12 protein-coding genes are annotated in these 16335 nt (G+C 72.0%); 5 read left to right on the forward strand and 7 right to left on the reverse strand.

Annotated features, from left to right (window positions below):
• Nucleotides 1–59: 59 nt before the first annotated feature.
• The 3 genes from ITJ40_RS06500 to ITJ40_RS06510 are packed head-to-tail and all read right to left on the reverse strand — an operon-like array spanning nt 60 to nt 3984.
• Nucleotides 60–1871 (reverse strand): iron ABC transporter permease, encoded by a 1812-nt coding sequence (locus tag ITJ40_RS06500; RefSeq protein ID WP_194666272.1) that lies wholly within the window; start codon nt 1869–1871, stop codon nt 60–62.
• A 2-nt stretch (nt 1872–1873) separates the two neighbouring features.
• On the reverse strand, nt 1874–2902 hold the full coding sequence (locus ITJ40_RS06505) for an ABC transporter ATP-binding protein (RefSeq protein WP_194666273.1): 1029 nt from the start codon (nt 2900–2902) through the stop codon (nt 1874–1876).
• Entirely contained in the window at nt 2902–3984 is a 1083-nt protein-coding gene (locus ITJ40_RS06510) for an extracellular solute-binding protein (RefSeq protein WP_194666274.1), read from the reverse strand. The genes ITJ40_RS06505 and ITJ40_RS06510 overlap by 1 nt, the downstream gene beginning before the upstream one ends.
• A 239-nt stretch (nt 3985–4223) precedes the next feature.
• Between ITJ40_RS06510 and ITJ40_RS06515 the strand changes: the two genes are divergently transcribed.
• Nucleotides 4224–5714 (forward strand): MFS transporter, encoded by a 1491-nt coding sequence (locus ITJ40_RS06515; RefSeq protein WP_194666275.1) that lies wholly within the window; start codon nt 4224–4226, stop codon nt 5712–5714.
• A 24-nt stretch (nt 5715–5738) separates the two neighbouring features.
• On the opposite strand, the gene ITJ40_RS06520 is transcribed toward ITJ40_RS06515, so the two are convergent.
• Genes ITJ40_RS06520 through aroA form a run of 3 tightly spaced genes read right to left on the reverse strand, consistent with a single transcriptional unit; the run spans nt 5739 to nt 9112 of the window.
• On the reverse strand, nt 5739–6551 hold the full coding sequence (locus tag ITJ40_RS06520; protein WP_194666276.1) for an inositol monophosphatase family protein: 813 nt from the start codon (nt 6549–6551) through the stop codon (nt 5739–5741).
• Nucleotides 6552–6587: 36 nt separating this feature from the next.
• Nucleotides 6588–7652, reverse strand: coding sequence for a ribosome small subunit-dependent GTPase A (gene rsgA / locus ITJ40_RS06525; RefSeq protein WP_194666277.1), 1065 nt, complete (start codon nt 7650–7652; stop codon nt 6588–6590).
• The gene (gene aroA, locus ITJ40_RS06530; RefSeq protein WP_194666278.1) at nt 7649–9112 is read right to left on the reverse strand and encodes a 3-phosphoshikimate 1-carboxyvinyltransferase; all 1464 of its coding nucleotides are present in this window, start codon (nt 9110–9112) and stop codon (nt 7649–7651) included. Before aroA ends, rsgA begins: the two co-directional genes overlap by 4 nt.
• A gap of 130 nt (nt 9113–9242) precedes the next feature.
• Here aroA and ITJ40_RS06535 point away from each other — a divergent pair, with 130 nt between their 5' ends.
• From ITJ40_RS06535 to ITJ40_RS06545, 3 genes are read left to right on the forward strand one after another with little or no spacing between them, the layout of a single operon-like run.
• Nucleotides 9243–10007, forward strand: a complete 765-nt coding sequence (locus tag ITJ40_RS06535; RefSeq protein ID WP_228511844.1) for a sigma-70 family RNA polymerase sigma factor — start codon at nt 9243–9245, stop codon at nt 10005–10007.
• Nucleotides 10004–10246, forward strand: coding sequence for a mycothiol system anti-sigma-R factor (gene rsrA / locus ITJ40_RS06540; protein ID WP_194666279.1), 243 nt, complete (start codon nt 10004–10006; stop codon nt 10244–10246). The genes ITJ40_RS06535 and rsrA overlap by 4 nt, the downstream gene beginning before the upstream one ends.
• 35 nt (nt 10247–10281) lie before the next feature.
• Entirely contained in the window at nt 10282–10722 is a 441-nt protein-coding gene (locus tag ITJ40_RS06545) for a GNAT family N-acetyltransferase (protein ID WP_194666280.1), read from the forward strand.
• A gap of 108 nt (nt 10723–10830) precedes the next feature.
• Here the strand turns inward: ITJ40_RS06545 and ITJ40_RS06550 are convergent, their stop codons facing one another.
• Nucleotides 10831–14643, reverse strand: a complete 3813-nt coding sequence (locus ITJ40_RS06550) for a multifunctional oxoglutarate decarboxylase/oxoglutarate dehydrogenase thiamine pyrophosphate-binding subunit/dihydrolipoyllysine-residue succinyltransferase subunit (RefSeq protein WP_194666281.1) — start codon at nt 14641–14643, stop codon at nt 10831–10833.
• A gap of 179 nt (nt 14644–14822) precedes the next feature.
• Here ITJ40_RS06550 and ITJ40_RS06555 point away from each other — a divergent pair, with 179 nt between their 5' ends.
• On the forward strand, nt 14823–16262 hold the full coding sequence (locus ITJ40_RS06555; protein WP_194666282.1) for a GuaB1 family IMP dehydrogenase-related protein: 1440 nt from the start codon (nt 14823–14825) through the stop codon (nt 16260–16262).
• Nucleotides 16263–16335 lie beyond the last annotated feature (73 nt).

Below are 16335 nucleotides of genomic sequence, written 5' to 3' on the forward strand. Positions count from 1 at the left end.
TCCGTCCGGATAGGCAGAAGGCCCCGTCCATCAGGACGGGGCCTTCTGCCTGTCCGGGGTCAGCCGATCGGGGTGCGCGGCGCCGCCGGGGCGGGCGCGCCCGGATCGGATGTGGCGAGCGCCGGCGCCGTGGTCGCGACCGCGGGCGACCCGGTGCGGCCTGGGCGCCGCTTCCGCCCGCCCGAGCGCCCGTACACGAGGTACATCGTGATCCCCATGATGATCATGAGCAGCACCGTGTAGACGAACGTGATGCCCGTCGAGTCGAGGTTCGCCTCGCCCTCGGTGCTGGCCTTGATGGCGATGCCGAGCGGCTCGTACAGCGGCTGGTAGAGGAACACGGCCGCGTCGTAGTCGTCGAGCAGGCTGTTGAAGTTGAGCGCCGTGATGGCGGCGACCGTGGGGATCACGAGCGGCACCAGCACCCGCCGGAACGTCGTGAGCGACTTCGCGCCCAGGATCCGCGCCGCGTCCTCCAACGACTGCGGCACGCTCGCGAACGCCGCCTTCAGCAGGCGCAGCGTGAACGGCACCTTGACGATGATGTACGCCACGAGCAGCAGCCACGTCGTGCCCGTGAGGACCTGCCCGCCGATGAGCGGCTGCGGCCGGTCGAAGGTCTGCAGGAGCGCGAGCGCGATGAGGATGGTCGGGAGGATCCACGGGATGTGCAGCAGGTACTCCAGCGTCGCGGTGACCCAGTTGCGGTTGCGCTGGATCAGGCGCGCCACGAACAGCAGGCCCGCCACGACGATCACCGCGGCCAGCGCGCTGTAGACGAGGCTCACGATGAAGGGGCGCAGCACGTCGGGGGAGCCGAGCACGGTCGCGTAGTTCCGCAGGGTGAACGAGTCCCACGTGATGGTGCCCGTCTGCACGCTCTTCGAGTCGAGGAACGAGAACAGCACGATGAGGATCACCGGCAGCGCGTAGACCACGAACAGCGCGTACGCGACGACGTGCACGACGCCGTTCACGACCGGGTTCCGGATGCGCTGCTTCTGCAGTGGGGTCGCTACCTTGGCCACCGAGAAGTACACGCCCGACTTCTCGACGCGGTTCATGATGGCCAGCAGCACGATGGTCGCGACGCCGAGCACGATCGCGAGCAGGGCCGCGAGGTCGCGCGAGCTCGTGCTCTTGGAGAACGTCACGATCATCGGCGCCACCGTCTGGAAGCCCGTGCCGCCGAGCACCAGGGGGGCGGTGAGCGCCCCGAGGCCGGTGAGGAACGTGAGCACGGTGACCGCGAAGATCATGGGCCGCAGCGCCGGCAGCACGATGCGGAAGAGGATGCGCCCGGTGCCCGCGCCCATGCTCCGGGCGGCCTCGATGGTCTGGTGGTCGATCGCCGCGAGCGACGAGCGGAGGAAGAGCATGTGGTTCGTGGTGGTGGCGAAGGTCATCACGATGACGACCGCGAAGTACCCCGAGAACCAGTCGGGATCGAGGTCGGGGAACGCCCGCTGCGCGAGGGCGGTCACGAACCCGTAGCGGCCGTAGATGAAGTCGTAGCCGGCCGCGAGCACGATGCCGCCGTAGATGAGCGTCGTGGCGTAGCCGAGCCAGAGGACGCGGGATCCGCGCACCACGAAGTACTCGGTCACCAGCACGATGAAGATGCCGACCACGTTGACCGTGATCGCGAGGGTCACCGCGAGCAGGAGGCTGTTGCCGACGCTGCGCATCGCCCGGTCGGAGCTCAGGAGCTTCTCGAGCGCCCGGCCGCTGAACGCGCCGTCGGGGAAGAAGGTCGTGACGAGCAGGTTGGCGTTCGGGAACACCAGGAACGTGACGACGAACCAGAGCGCGGCGATGAGCACCACGACGCCGAGGGGGGAGCGCAGCAGGGCGCGGACGGGGGTGCGCACGGCTACGACCGGTACCGGAGGATCGCGGCCGGGTCGATGCCCACGGCGACCTCGGTCCCGGGCGCCAGCGGCGGCGCGCCCGTCTCGGCGACGAGCGCCTCGACGGCATCGTCCCCGAGGTCGACCCGGTAGGTGCTGTACGAGCCGTGGTACGTGCGCTCGGCGACCACCCCGTCGATGCGCACACGGCGCGGATCCGCGGGGGCGGCGTCACGGGCGGCCACCGACACGCGCTCGAGCCGGACGTAGGCGCGGCCCGAGGAGTCGAGGTCGGTCGCCCCGGCGTCACGGAGGCGCGCGACCGTCGAGGGGCCGAGCGCGTTGATGGCGCCGACGAAGGTCGCGACGAACTCGGTGGCCGACCGGTCGTAGATGTCCTCCGGGGTGCCGACCTGCTCGATGCGCCCCGCGTCGAAGACCGCGATGCGGTCGCTCATGGTGAGCGCCTCCTCCTGGTCGTGCGTCACGTACACGGTCGTGATGCCGAGGCGCGACTGCAGGCCCTTCAGCTGGTCGCGCAGCTGCACGCGGAGCTTGGCGTCGAGGTTGGAGAGCGGCTCGTCGAGCAGGAGGATCCGCGGCTCGAGCACGAGCGCCCGCGCGATGGCGACGCGCTGCTGCTGCCCGCCGGAGAGCTCGGCCACGTTCTTGTCGAGCTGGGCCGCGCTCAGCTCGACCTGGTCGGCCATCGCGCGCACGAGGCGGTCGGTCTCGGCCTTGCCAGCCTTCCGGACCGTGAGGCCGAACGCGATGTTCTGCCGCACCGACATGCTCGGGAAGAGCGCGTAGTTCTGGAAGACCATGCCGACGCGGCGCTTCTCGCTGGGGAGGCGCGTGGCGACCTGGCCGTCGATCACGATGTCGCCGCGGCTGGGGTCGACGAAGCCGGCGAGCGTCCGCAGCGCGGTCGTCTTGCCGCAGCCGGACGGCCCGAGCAGGGTGAAGAACTCGCCCTCGTGGATCTCGAGGTCGAGCCCGGGGATCGCCACCTGGTCGCCGAAGCGCACCTCGACGTCGTCGAAGCGGATCATCAGGGCAGGTACTCCAGCTCGGTCTTCTCGACCCAGTCGGCGATGTGCTCGCGCACGAAGCCGTAGTCGACGTCCTGCTTGTCGAGCGACTCGATGAGCTCCTTCACGGCCGGCAGCGCCTTCTCGCGTGCCGTCGTGTTGACGGGGTAGCTCGAGAACTTCTCCGCGAACGCGCCCTGCACGTCGGCGCTGCCGAACCAGTCGATGAACGCGCGGGCGCGCTCCTCCTTCTTCGTGCCGGCGATCTCGGCGATCTGCTCCGTGACGAACGGGACGCCGGCCTTCGCGGGGACGATCTCGGTGGTGGTGCCGTACTGCGCGTCGCGCGCCGCGATGCCGCTGGAGGCGAGGGTGCCGAACGCGACCTCGCCTCGGGAGAGGCGGGCGTAGAGGTCGGTGCCCTCGACCGCGGGGGATCCGTTCGCGAAGTAGTCCTTCACGACCTCCCAGCCCGCGTCGCTGATGCCGAGGTCGCCGTCCGGGTCCTCGTAGGGCGCGAGGAGGCCCGCGAGGATGAGCTGCGGGGTCGCCTCGCCGAGCCGCGTGTTCACCTCGTACTTCCCCTCGTACTTCGAGGAGTAGAGATCCGTGACGTCCCCCGGCACGGCGCCGCCCGAGGTCTGCTTCGCGTCGTGGACGGTGACGATGGCCTGCTCCACGAGCGGCCAGTACGCGCCGTCGGCGGGATCGCCGGCGGCCTGGTCGACCTCGCCCGACCACGCGGGCGTGTAGGCGGTGATCGCGTCCTCCGCCTTGAGGTTCTCGAAGTACATGTTGTTGAGCCCGAACACCACGTCCCCGACGGGGTTGTTCTTCTCCGCGACGATGCGGTTGGCGAGGTCGGCGCCGCCGAGGCCCACGATCTGGATGTCGAAGCCCGCCTTCGCCGCCTCCGCCGTCACCCAGTCCCCGCGGCCGTCGCCGTTGGAGTTCGTGTAGACGATGAGGGTGTCGCCTGTCGCGGGGGAGACGGCGGGATCCGCGGTGCCGCTGTCTTGGGACGACCCGCATCCGCTGAGGGCGAGCCCGGCCGCGACGACGGCGGCGAGCGAGGCGGTGAGACGGCGGGCGCGGTTCTTCATGGTGTCCTCTCGGGCTGAGCACGTCGGCGTGCTCGCGGGCGGTCGCGCCGGACCGGCACGAAGTCCCCAGAGTAGGAGCGGGATCCCCGGCGGCCCGCTCCGGCGGACGCTGTTGGCTCGCTGTTCAGCATAGGGACACGCCGGACGATTCCCCCAGAGGAGGAGCACGCTGGTCGGGGCATGTCGCCCGCGCTCACGGGAGCGGGAATACATAGCCCGTGTATGGGATTCGATACCTCATGACCGGACGCACCACAGCGGGCACGACCCCGACCGACGACCAGGAACGCACCCGCTGGCAGGCCTTCTGGGTCTGCGTCGGCGTCGCGGCGCTCACGATCCTCGACCTCTCGAAGGTGAACGTCGGGCTCCCGTCGATCGAGGAGTCGCTCGGCGCCGGATCAACCGACCTGCAGCTCATCGTCGCCGGCTACGCCCTCGCGTTCGGCCTGGCCCTCGTGCCCGCCGGACGCCTCGGCGACATCCGCAGCCGCCGGCTCATGTTCGTCGTCGGCCTCAGCTCCTTCACCATCGCGAGCCTGCTGTGCGCCATCGCGCCGGACGTGAAGACCCTCGTGGTCGCGCGCATCCTCCAGGGCGTCGCCGCGGGCATCCAGATGCCGCAGGTGCTCGGGCTCATCCAGCAGCTCTTCCAGGGCGAGGAGCGGGCGCGCGCGTTCGGCCTGTTCGGCGCCGTCGTCGGAATCGCGACCGCGTTCGGTCCGACGCTCGGCGGCCTGCTGATCCAGCTGGGCGGACCCGAGGACGGGTGGCGCCTGCTGTTCTGGATGAACATCCCGCTCGGGGTGGTCGCCATCGCGTTCGCGCTCAGGCTGCTGCCGCGGAGGCAGGCGCGGCCCCAGGCGAAGACGGGCCTCGACCCCGTCGGCGTCGTGCTGCTGGCGGTCGCCACGTTCTCGCTCATGCTGCCGTTCGTCCTGACGACGGGCGGGCCGGACGACGACCCGCTCCGGTGGATCTGGCTCGCCGGGGCCGTCGTGGCCGCGGCGCTCTTCGTCGCGTGGGAGCGGCGCTACGAGCGATCGGGGGAGTCGCCGGTCGTGCACTTCGCGCTGTTCCGGCTGTCCTCGTACCGCAACGGGATCCTCATCGCCACCGCGTACTTCGCCGCCATCCCCGCGGTGTTCCTGCTCACGACGCTGTACCTCCAGCAGGGCCTCGGCCTCGCGCCCGTGTTCGCGGGCATGGTCAGCATCCCGTTCGCGCTGTCCTCCGCCGTCACCGCGTGGATCGGCGGGCGTCTGGTCTCGCGGCTGGGCAGGCAACTGGTGGTGATCGGGCTCGCGATCGTCGCGGTCGGCATCACGCTGCTGCTCCTGGCCGCCGTGCTCACGCCGCAGGAGGCGACGCCGTGGGCGATGGCCGCGGCGATGCTCGTCGCGGGCGTCGGCGCGGGCTTCGTGATCTCGCCGAACCAGACGCTCACGCTCGCCGAGATCCCCGTGACCGAGGGCGGCGTCGCCGGATCCATGGCGCAGGTCGGCCAGCGCGTCGGCACCGCCGTGGGCGTCGCGGCCGCGTCGGCCACCTTCTTCAGCACGCTCTACGCGGAGGCCACGGGCGGCGGCGACGCGAGCCTGGCGGTGTACCACGACGGGTTCCGCAACGGCTTCCTCGTGACGATCGCGCTGGTGGCCGTGGCCCTCACGCTCGGCCTGGTCGACCTCGGCCAGCGCCGCCGACGCCGGGAGCGCGCCGCGACCGCCTGAGCGGACGGCACGGCGGGCGCGGGCTCAGCGCGCGACGACCGCCAGCACGGCGTCGTGCAGGCGCCCGTTCGTGGCGAGCGCGGATCCGTGCCACGGCCCGGCGTCGCCGTCGATCGACGTGAAGCGTCCGCCCGCTTCCTCGATGACAGGGATCAGCGCGGCCATGTCGTAGGGCTTCAGGTCGTGCTCGCCCGCGATGTCGAGCAGTCCCTCGGCGAGCAGCATGTAGGCCCACATGTCGCCGAAGTCGCGGGAGCGCTTGACACGACCCGAGAGGTCGAGCAGCTCGTCGAGGCGGTCGGCGTCGCGCCAGCGCTGCACGCCGGCGACGCTCATCGAGGCGTCCTCCAGGCGGTCGACGTCCGAGACCCGGATCCGGCGCTCCTGGGAGGTGGTGGCCTGCCCGAGCGTGTCGTCGACGTACGCGCCGAGGCCGGTCGCGCCCCACCAGCGGCGGCCGAGCGCGGGAGCGCTGACGACGCCGACCACGGGGACGCCGTCGACCGCGAGCGCGATGAGGGTGCCCCACACGGGCACGCCGCGGGCGAAGTTCGAGGTGCCGTCGATGGGATCCACGATCCACTGCCGGGACGACGACCCGGACGTGCCGTACTCCTCGCCGAGCACGCTGTCGTGCGGGCGGCTGTCGGCGATGCCGGCCCGGATCGCCCGCTCGACGGACGTGTCGGCGTCGGTGACCCAGCTGGAGTCGGCCTTCGTCTCGATGGCGAGGTCGGCCGAGCGGAAGCGGTCGAGCGAGATCGCGTCGGCCATGTCGGCCAGCTCCCGGGCGAGCCGCAGGTCGGACGACAGGGAGTGCAGGGGTTCGGAGGCCACGGGGTCGAGCCTAGCGATCGGCCCGGCGCCGCCCGATCACTCTCCCTTGACGGCGTCCGACCGGTTCGCGACGAGGTGCTGCAGCGAGTGCAGGCGCTCGCGCCCGGCGTCGCCCAGCTCGCCCGCCTCGACCCGGTCCACGATCTCCCAGTCGTGCGCCTCCGTGAGGGGGATCCCGCCCGGGGGCTCGCCTTCGGGCAGGTGGGCGTAGCTGGCGAACGAGCGGAGGATGTTCGCCGGATCCACGTGGCCGAGGCCGAAGGAGCGGACCCCCGGGGTGTCGATGATCCAGCCGTGGCCGCCGTCGCCCGTCTCGACGCGCATGGACACCGTGGAGCTCGAGGTGTGGCGTCCCCGGCCTGTGACCTGGTTGACGACGCCCGTGGCGCGCTTCGCGTCCGGCACGAGCGCGTTGACCAGCGTCGACTTGCCGACGCCCGAGTGGCCCACCGCGACGGTGGTGCGGTCCGCCAGCAGCGCCCGCAGCTCGTCGAGCGGCACGTCGTCGGAGCGGCTCAGGACGATGGGCACGTCGAGGACGCGGAAGTGGGCGGCGAACGGCGCGGGGTCGGCAACGTCCGACTTCGTGATGCAGAGGATCGGCTGGATCCCGGCGTCGAACGCCGCCACCAGGTAGCGGTCGACGAGGCGTGCGCGCGGTTCGGGCTCGGCGGCGGCCACGACGATGAGCATCTGGTCGGCGTTCGCGACGATCACGCGCTCGACGGCGTCGGAGTCGTCGGCGCTCCGGCGCAGCAGCGTGCGCCGCGGGGCGATGCGGACTATGCGCGACAGGCTGCCCTCGTCGCCCGAGGTGTCCCCGACGATGTCGACGCGGTCGTTCGTGACCACGGCCTTCTTGCCGAGCTCGCGGGCGCGCGTCGCGATGAGCGTGTGCTCGTCCGCGGTGTCCTCGCCCACGAGCACGCCGAAGCGGCCGCGGTCGACCGTGAGCACGCGGCCCTCGACGGAGTCGGTGTGCCCGGGCCGCTGCTTGCTGCGCGGCTTGTTGCCCTTGGGGTTCGGCCGGACGCGCACCGAGGACTCGTCGTAGGCGTCCCAGACGCCGTCGTCCTGCTCGGGATCCGCGAGCCAGCTCACAGGAGGCCGCCGAGCCCGCCCGCGGCGCCCGGCCCGGTGATGCCGCCGAGGGCGAGGGGGTCGACGCCGGCCCGCGGCGCGCGGCCGAGGAGCGGGCCGAGCCACAGCTCGGGGAACTCGGGCAGCGTCTTGGCGGTCGTGCCGATGTCGTCGATCTCCACGCCGGGGACGGCCAGGCCGACGATCGCGCCCGCGGTCGCCATGCGGTGGTCCTCGTAGGCGCGCCACGGGCCGCCGTGCAGCGGGGCGGGGGAGATCGCGAGGCCGTCCTCGAGCTCGGTGACGGATCCGCCGAGCCCGGTGATCTCCGCCGCCAGCGCCGCCAGCCGGTCGGTCTCGTGCCCGCGCAGGTGCCCGATGCCCGTGATCCGGCTGGGCCCGTCGGCGAGTGCCGCGAGCGCGACCAGCGCGGGCGCCAGCTCGCCGCCGGTGCTCAGGTCGAGGTCGACGCCGGGGATGCGTCCGCCCGCGGCCAGACCGGGGCCGCCGTCGACGACGAGCGCGCCGCCCTCGCGCGTGACGGTCGCGCCGAAGCGCGGCAGCAGGTGCGCGAGGTCGGCTCCGACCTGCGTGGTCTCCTCGGGCCAGCCGGGGATCGCGACGCGGCCGCCGGCGACGAGCGCGGCGGCGAGGAACGGCGCGGCGTTCGAGAGGTCCGGCTCGATGCGCACCTCGCGTCCGGCGATGGGGGAGGAGGGCACGATCCAGAGGCCCGGTTCCGGGCTCTCGACCACGACGCCGCGCTCGGCGAGCGTGCGGATGGTCATCTCGATGTGCGGCATGCTCGGCAGCTTCTCCCCGGTGTGCCGGAGCCGCAGCCCCTGGGCGAAGCGCGGCGCGGCGAGCAGCAGCCCGGAGACGAACTGGCTGGACGCGGAGGCGTCGATGGCGATCTCGCCGCCCGGCACCTCGCCCGTTCCGTACAGGCTGAACGGCAGCGCGCGGCGCCCGTCGTCGTTGACGTCGACGCCGAGGGCCCGGAGCGCCTCGATGGTGCCGGACATGGGGCGACGGCGGGCGCTCGGGTCGCCGTCGAAGGACACCGGCCCGAGGGCGAGCGCGGCGACGGGCGGGAGGAAGCGCATCACGGTGCCGGCGAGGCCGCACTCGATGGTGATCCCGCCTGCGAGCTCCACCGGCGTGATCCGCAGGTCGGGCCCGAAGGCGCCGTCGCCGTCGACCTCCTCGATGACGGTGCCGAGGGCCCGCAGCGCCTCCACCATGAGGCGGGTGTCGCGCGACCGGAGCGGCGCGCGCAGCGTGGAGGGGGAGTCGGCGAGGGCGGAGAGGACCAGCTCGCGGTTCGTCAGGCTCTTGGATCCCGGCAGCGGCACGGTCGCGTCGAGCGGCCCGTCCGCCACCGGCGCCGCCCAGGGCCCGTCGTCCGTCGGCACGGGCGCGTGGGTGCGGTCGTCGTCGTACGGGCTGAAGGTGGGACCGGAATACCTGAAGATCTCCATGGGTTCACCAGAGTACCGGGCAGGCGTCCGGCAGGCCCGGATCCCGGGCCGGGAAGGATCACCCGTGATCACGAGAACAGCACCGGCGGCACCGTCCGTCGAGCTCGTGCGCGCCGTAGAATCTGCCCTGATGGCCACTTCAGGGAACACCAGTCACGACGCGCCGGCCGACACCACCGGGGGCGACGCGCCCATCGCGTCGGCCGCGCCCGCGGAGCTCGTAGAGGCCGTCGTGCACTCCACCGAGGAGGCCGCCGGCCAGCAGCAGGCCGAGCAGGCCGAGGCCCCGGCCGAGGAGCCCCGAGCCGCCCAGCCCGGCGACAACCGCGAGCTCTTCGAGGAGCAGGCGCTCCCCTTCATCGACCAGCTGTACGCGGCGGGCCTGCGCATGACGCGCAATCCCGCCGACGCGCAGGACCTGGTGCAGGAGACGTTCGTGAAGGCCTACACGGCCTTCCACCAGTTCAAGCAGGGCACGAACCTCAAGGCCTGGCTGTACCGGATCCTCACGAACACCTTCATCAACAACTACCGCAAGAAGCAGCGGGACCCCTACAACGGCACCATCGACGAGCTCGAGGACTGGCAGCTGGGCGGCGCGACGAGCGCCACGGCGACAACCACGCGCTCCGCCGAGGCCGAGGCCATCGACCACCTCCCGGACAGCACCGTCAAGGACGCGCTGCAGTCCATCCCGGAGGACTTCCGCATGGCCGTCTACTTCGCTGACGTGGAGGGCTTCTCCTACCAGGAGATCGCCGACATCATGAAGACCCCCGTGGGCACCGTCATGAGCCGCCTGCACCGCGGCCGCCGGATGCTGCGGAGCCTGCTTTCCGACTACGCGCGCGAGCGGGGCATCTCCACCGCGCACCTCACTGGAGCGACCAAATGAGCGACTGCGGCTGCGACAAGGCCAAGAAGGATCTCGAAGAGTACCTGCACCACGAGCTCGACAAGGCGGACGCCGCCGACATCCGCGAGCACATGGCGAACTGCCCGGACTGCGCGCGCGAGCACCGCGTCGGCGTCGTCCTGCGGGACACCGTGCGCCGCGCCTGCACCGAGGCGGCCCCGGAGGACCTGCGCACGCAGGTGATGGCGAAGCTGCGCGCCATCCAGGCCACGCACTGACCGGGGCGGCGCGGCTCTCCCGGTAATCTCGGGACGTGACCAACGCGATCCAGTCCCTCGGGACGCCGTCCCCGTCCGATCTCACCGTCATCGTCGAGCTGCTGCGGCTGCTCGACTACGAGGTGGACGAGGATCGGGTCGCCGCACGGCTCTCGCGCATGACCGCCGCGGCCGGCCACGAGACGTGGGTGGTGCGCGACGACGCCGGCGAGATCGCCGGCCTCGCGGGCGGTCACCTCATGTGGGGCCTCGCCGACGACGAGCCGCTCGCGCAGCTGATCATCCTGGTCGTGCGCGAGGGACGCCAGGCGGGCGGCATCGGATCCGACCTCATCCGCCACTACGAGGCGTGGGCGCGCGAGCACGGCGCGACGCGGTTCCTCGCGACCTCGGCGGCGGCCCGCGACAACGTCACGCGCTTCTACGCGCGCCGCGGGTACCACGCCTCCGGCATCCGCTACTCCAAGCTCGGCTGACCCCACGGCGGCCTGCCCGGCAGGGCGGCGCGCCCGGCGGCACAGCGAGAGGCCCGATCCCCCTGGGGGACCGGGCCTCTCATCTCGTCGGGCGGGTGCCCGGGTGGATCACTCCGCGGTGGCCCGCGCGATCAGGTCCGTCTGCTCCGTGGCATGGCGCTTGCTCGAGCCGGCCGCCGGCGACGCCGCGGCCGGGCGCGAGACGACGCGCACCTGACGGTCGGGCAGGACCCGGCCGAGCTCCACGTGCACGAACGGCCAGGCGCCCTGGTTCTCGGGCTCGTCCTGCACCCAGACGACCTCGGCTCCGGGATAGGACTCGACGACGCGGCGCACCTGCTCCTCGGGGAACGGGTAGAACTGCTCGAGCCGAACGAGGGCGATCGAGGTGTCCTGGCGCTTCTCCAGCTCGCCGAGCAGGTCGTAGTGCACCTTGCCCGAGTGGAGGAGCACGCGGCGGACCGCACCGCGGTCCTGGATCCGGACGTCGTCGATCACCGGCTCGAAGCGGCCCGAGGTGAAGGCCTCGACGTCGCTCGTCGCGCCGCGGAGCCGCAGCATGGCCTTCGGCGTGAAGACCACGAGCGGACGGCGGGGCCGCGAGTAGGCCTGGCGACGCAGCAGGTGGAAGTACGACGCGGGCGTCGAGGGACGCGCGACGGTCATGTTCTGCTCGGCGCACAGCTGGAGGAAGCGCTCGATGCGCGCGGACGAGTGGTCGGGTCCCTGGCCCTCGTAGCCGTGCGGCAGCAGCAGCACGACGCTCGAGCGCTGGCCCCACTTCTGCTCGGCGGAGGAGATGAACTCGTCGATGATGGTCTGCGCGCCGTTGGCGAAGTCGCCGAACTGCGCCTCCCAGAGCACCAGGGCGTCGGGCCGCTCGACGGAGTAGCCGTACTCGAAGCCCATGGCCGCGTACTCGCTGAGCAGGGTGTCGTAGATCCAGAACCGCGCCTGGCGCTCGCTCAGGTTCGCGAGGGGCAGCCACTCCTGGCCGTTGTCGCGGTCGTGCAGCACCGCGTGGCGCTGGACGAACGTGCCGCGGCGCGAGTCCTGGCCGGCGAGGCGGACGGGCGTGTTCTCCAGCAGGAGCGAGCCGATGGCGAGCAGCTCGCCGAAGGCCCAGTCGATGGATCCGCTGCGGCTCATCTCGAGCCGCTTGCGCATGAGCGCCTGCAGCTTCGGGTGGACCGAGAAGCCCTGCGGCGGGTTGTCGTGCGCGTCGCCCACCGCGTGGATCACGGACTCGGAGACGCCCGTGGTCTCGGGCTCGCCGTGTCCGTCGTCCTGCTGGGAGTCGGGGCGCTCCAGGTCCGCGACCGCACCGGCGTCGCCGGTCTGGATGGGGATGGACGAGGTCTGCGCCGCGTGCGTCTCCGCGAAGGCGCGCTCCAGGCGGTCCTGAAAGTCCTTCTGCGCCGCGTCGTACTCCTCCTGGGTGATGTCGCCGCGGCCGACGAGCGCCTCCGTGTAGAGCTTCCGCACCGAGCGCTTGGCCTCGATGAGGTTGTACATGAGCGGCTGCGTCATCGACGGGTCGTCGCCCTCGTTGTGGCCGCGACGGCGGTAGCAGACGAGGTCGATGACGACGTCCTTCTTGAACTCCTGGCGGAACTCGAAGGCGAGGTGCGCGACGCGCGCCACGGCCTCCGGGTCGTCGCCGTTCACGTGGAAGATCGGCGCCTGGATGCTCTTGGCCACGTCGGTCGAGTACACCGACGAGCGGGACTCCGACGGCGGCGTGGTGAATCCGACCTGGTTGTTGATCACGATGTGCACCGTGCCGCCCGTGCGGTAGGCGCGCAGCTGCGACAGCTGCAGGGTCTCGAACACGACGCCCTGGCCGGCCATCGACGCGTCGCCGTGCACGAGGATCGGCAGGACGGAGAACGATCCGATGGGCTTGCGGTCCTGCTTGGCGCGGACGATGCCCTCGAGCACGCCGTTGACGGCCTCGAGGTGCGACGGGTTCGCCGCGAGGTACACCGGCATCTCCTCGCCGTGGACGCCCCGGAAGGTGCCCTCGGTGCCGAGGTGGTACTTCACGTCGCCGGAACCCTGCACCGTGCGCGGGTCCTGCGTTCCCTCGAACTCGCGGAAGATCTGGCCGTAGCTCTTGCCCGCGATGTTGGTGAGGACGTTGAGGCGGCCGCGGTGGGCCATGCCGATCGCGACCTCGTCGAGCCCGTGGTCGGCGGCTCCCTGGAGGAGCGTGTCGAGGAGCGAGATCGTGGATTCGCCGCCCTCGAGGCTGAAGCGCTTCTGCCCGACGTACTTCGTCTGGAGGAACGTCTCGAACGCCTCCGACTCGTTGAGCTTGGAGAGGATGCGCATCTGCTCGTCGTGCGTGGGCTTCGCGTAGGGCTGCTCGACCTTGCCCTGGATCCAGCTCCGCTCCTCGGGCTGCTGGATGTGCATGTACTCGATGCCGATCGTGCGGCAGTAGGAGTCGCGCAGGATCCCGAGGACGTCGCGGAGGAGCGCCTGACGGCGGCCACCGAAGCCGTCGGTGACGAACTCGCGGTCCAGGTCCCAGAATGTGAGCCCGTGGTTCGTGATCTCGAGGTCCGGGTGCGTGCGCTGCTGGTACTCGAGCGGGTCGATGTCCGCCATGAGGTGCCCGCGGACGCGGTACGCGTTGATGAGCTCCTGCACGCGGCTGGTCTTGGAGACCCGCTCGGAGAGGTCGACGTTGATGTCGGTGGCCCACTGGATGGGGTCGTACGGGATGCGGAGCGCCGCGAAGATGTCCTCGTAGAAGCCGTGCTGGCCGATGAGGCGCTCGTGCACGATCTTGAGGAACTCGCCCGAGCCCGCGCCCTGGATGACGCGGTGGTCGTACGTGCTCGTGAGCGTGATGGTCTTGCCGATGCCGAGCTCGACGAGCGTCTTGGGGGAGGAGCCCTGGAACTCGGCCGGGTACTCGAGGGCGCCGGCGCCGATGATGGCACCCTGGCCCTTCATGAGGCGCGGCACGGAGTGGACCGTGCCGATGCCGCCGGGGTTCGTGAGCGAGATGGTGGTGCCGGCGAAGTCGCCCGCGGCGAGCTTGTTGCCGCGCGCCTTCTTCACCAGGTCCTCGTACGCCGTGAGGAACTCGCCGAAGGTCATGGCCTCGGCGCCCTTGATGCTCGGGACGAGGAGCGCGCGCGTGCCGTCGGGCTTCGGCATGTCGATCGCGATGCCGAGGTTGATGTGCGCGGGGGAGACGACGCTGGGCTTGCCGTCGACCTCGTCGTAGTGCACGTTCTGGCTCGGGAACTCCTTGAGCGCCTGGATGAGCGCCCAGCCGATGAGGTGCGTGAACGACACCTTGCCGCCGCGAGCCCGCTTGAGGTGGTTGTTGATGACGATCCGGTTGTCGATCATCAGCTTCGCCGGGATGGTGCGGACGCTCGTCGCGGTGGGGATGGTGAGCGACGCGTCCATGTTGGTCGCCAGGGACTTGGCCATGCCGCGGAGGGGGGAGACCTCGTCCTCGCCGGGCGGCGTGGGCTCGGCGCCCTTCTTGGCCGGGGCCTTCGACGGCGCCTGCGCGGGGATCGGCTGCTGCTTCGGGGCGATGCTCGTGGTGCGCGCGGCGGGCTGGGATCCGGTGGCGGGCTGCTGCGCCTGCGCATCGGGCTGGCCGGCGGACGCGGGGGTCGGCGTCGGCGACCCGGCGTTGGTCGTCGCGGGGGCGGAGGCGCTCTCCGCGTCCGGGATCTGCGCCTCGGCGGTCTGGTCGCCGGTGGCCGGCGTCGCCGCGCGGCCCTCGATCACGGTGGTGTGGTAGTTCTCCAGGATCGGCCACCAGCTGCGGTCGACCGAGTCCTTGTCGACCACGAACCTCTCGTACATCTCGTCGACGAGCCACTCGTTGGCTCCGAAGTCGCCCGTGGAACCGTCATCGGTCCCCGTACCAGTCACCTGGCTCGACACAGTTGATCGCCCGCTCTCTTGCTGTTGGTCGTCTGCCTCGCGCGGCCCGTTCGCGTGCCGCGCGTCCACGATCACCCAGCCTAAACCTTCCCCCGGTCGGGCTGCCGGGAGCGGCGCGTCGGGGCGCGGCCGGGCCGCCGCCCTGGCGTGCGGCCGGGCACCGGGGATAGCGTCGGGGGATGAGGTTCACCGGAGAGGCTCCCGCCCACGACCTGACCTACTCGGACGTGTTCCTGAGCCCGGGCCGGTCCGACGTCGCGAGCCGGATGGACGTCGACCTCGCGCCCGGCGACGGCACGCCGTGCACCATCCCGGTGGTCGCGAGCAACATGGGCTCGGTCACCGGCCCGCGGCTCGCCGCCGTGCTCGCGCGCCGCGGCGGCATCGCGATCCTGCCGCAGGACCTCCGCCCGCAGGAGCTGGACGCCGCCATCCACCGGGTCAAGGACCAGCCCGTCGCCTACGACTCGCCCCTCGAGCTGCCTCCGGACGCGACCGCCGGCCAGGCGCGCGAGCTGCTGCCGCCCATCGCCGGCCACGGCATCGTGCTGCGCGACGCGGACGGCGAGATGGTCGGCTGCCTCGAGGGCACGCAGCTCGCGGGCGTCCCCGACGGCACCCGGCTCGGCGACCTGCCGCACGGCGCGCTCGCCTCGCTGGATGCCGACGACGTGCCCACGGGACGCGCGGCCTTCGACCTGATGCACGCCGCGGGGATCGACTTCGCGCCCGTGCTCGCGCACGGCCGCCTGGTCGGCACGCTCAGCCGCCGCAGCGCCCTGCGGTCCACCGTCTACGCGCCCGCGCTCGACGGGCGCGGGCGCCTCGCGGTGGGAGCCGCGGTCGGCGTCAACGGGGATCCGGTCGGCCGCGCCCGCGCGCTGCTGGCCGCCGGCGTCGACGTGCTCGTCCTCGACACGGCCCACGGGCACCAGGAGGCGATGCTCCGGGCGATCCGCGACGTGCGCGCCCTCGACCCGCGCGTGCCGCTCGTCGCCGGCAACGTCGTCACCGCCGAGGGGGCGCGCGACCTCGTCGAGGCGGGCGCCGACATCGTCAAGGTCGGCGTGGGGCCGGGCGCCATGTGCACCACCCGCATGATGACGGCCGTCGGCCGACCCCAGTTCTCGGCGGTCCTGGACACCGCCGAGGCCGCGCGCGCCGCCGGTGCCCTCGTCTGGGCGGACGGGGGAGTGCGGTACCCGCGCGACGTCGCGCTGGCCCTCGCCGCGGGCGCCGCGAGCGTGATGATCGGATCCTGGTTCGCGGGCACCGTCGAGTCGCCCGGCCGCCTGCTCGTCGACGAGGACGGCGGGCTCGCCAAGGAGAGCTGGGGCATGGCGTCCACGCGTGCCGTCCAGGAGCGGTTCGGGCGCCGCGAGGCCTTCGAGCTGGCCAGGCGCACGCTGTTCGCGGAGGGGATCTCCACCAGCCGCATCCGCATCGACCCGCTCCGTCCCGGGCTCGAGGACCTGCTCGACACGATCACGTCCGGGGTCCGCAGCGCGTTCACCTACGCCGGGGCGCGCATGCGGGCCGAGTTCGCCGAGCGGGCCGCCGTCGGGATCCAGTCCGCGGCGGGCTACGAGGAGGGCAAGCCCCTGCCGGTCGGCTGGTGAGCCCCGGTATGCTCGACGGACGATGGACGACCCCCCTCCTGCTCATAGACCCCCGCCGCGCGCGCCCCTCCCA

Source organism: Clavibacter sp. VKM Ac-2872 (genome assembly GCF_015351105.1).
In the GTDB taxonomy this organism is placed as follows: Bacteria; Actinomycetota; Actinomycetes; order Actinomycetales; family Microbacteriaceae; genus Clavibacter.

Coding starts and splice junctions, on each gene's coding strand:
- ITJ40_RS06505 (WP_194666273.1), bottom strand. CDS start 2,902: ATGATCCGCTTCGACGACGTCGAGGTGCGCTTCGGCGACCAGGTGGCG.
- ITJ40_RS06510 (WP_194666274.1), bottom strand. CDS start 3,984: ATGAAGAACCGCGCCCGCCGTCTCACCGCCTCGCTCGCCGCCGTCGTC.
- ITJ40_RS06515 (WP_194666275.1), top strand. CDS start 4,224: ATGACCGGACGCACCACAGCGGGCACGACCCCGACCGACGACCAGGAA.
- aroA (WP_194666278.1), bottom strand. CDS start 9,112: ATGGAGATCTTCAGGTATTCCGGTCCCACCTTCAGCCCGTACGACGAC.
- ITJ40_RS06535 (WP_228511844.1), top strand. CDS start 9,243: ATGGCCACTTCAGGGAACACCAGTCACGACGCGCCGGCCGACACCACC.
- rsrA (WP_194666279.1), top strand. CDS start 10,004: ATGAGCGACTGCGGCTGCGACAAGGCCAAGAAGGATCTCGAAGAGTAC.
- ITJ40_RS06555 (WP_194666282.1), top strand. CDS start 14,823: ATGAGGTTCACCGGAGAGGCTCCCGCCCACGACCTGACCTACTCGGAC.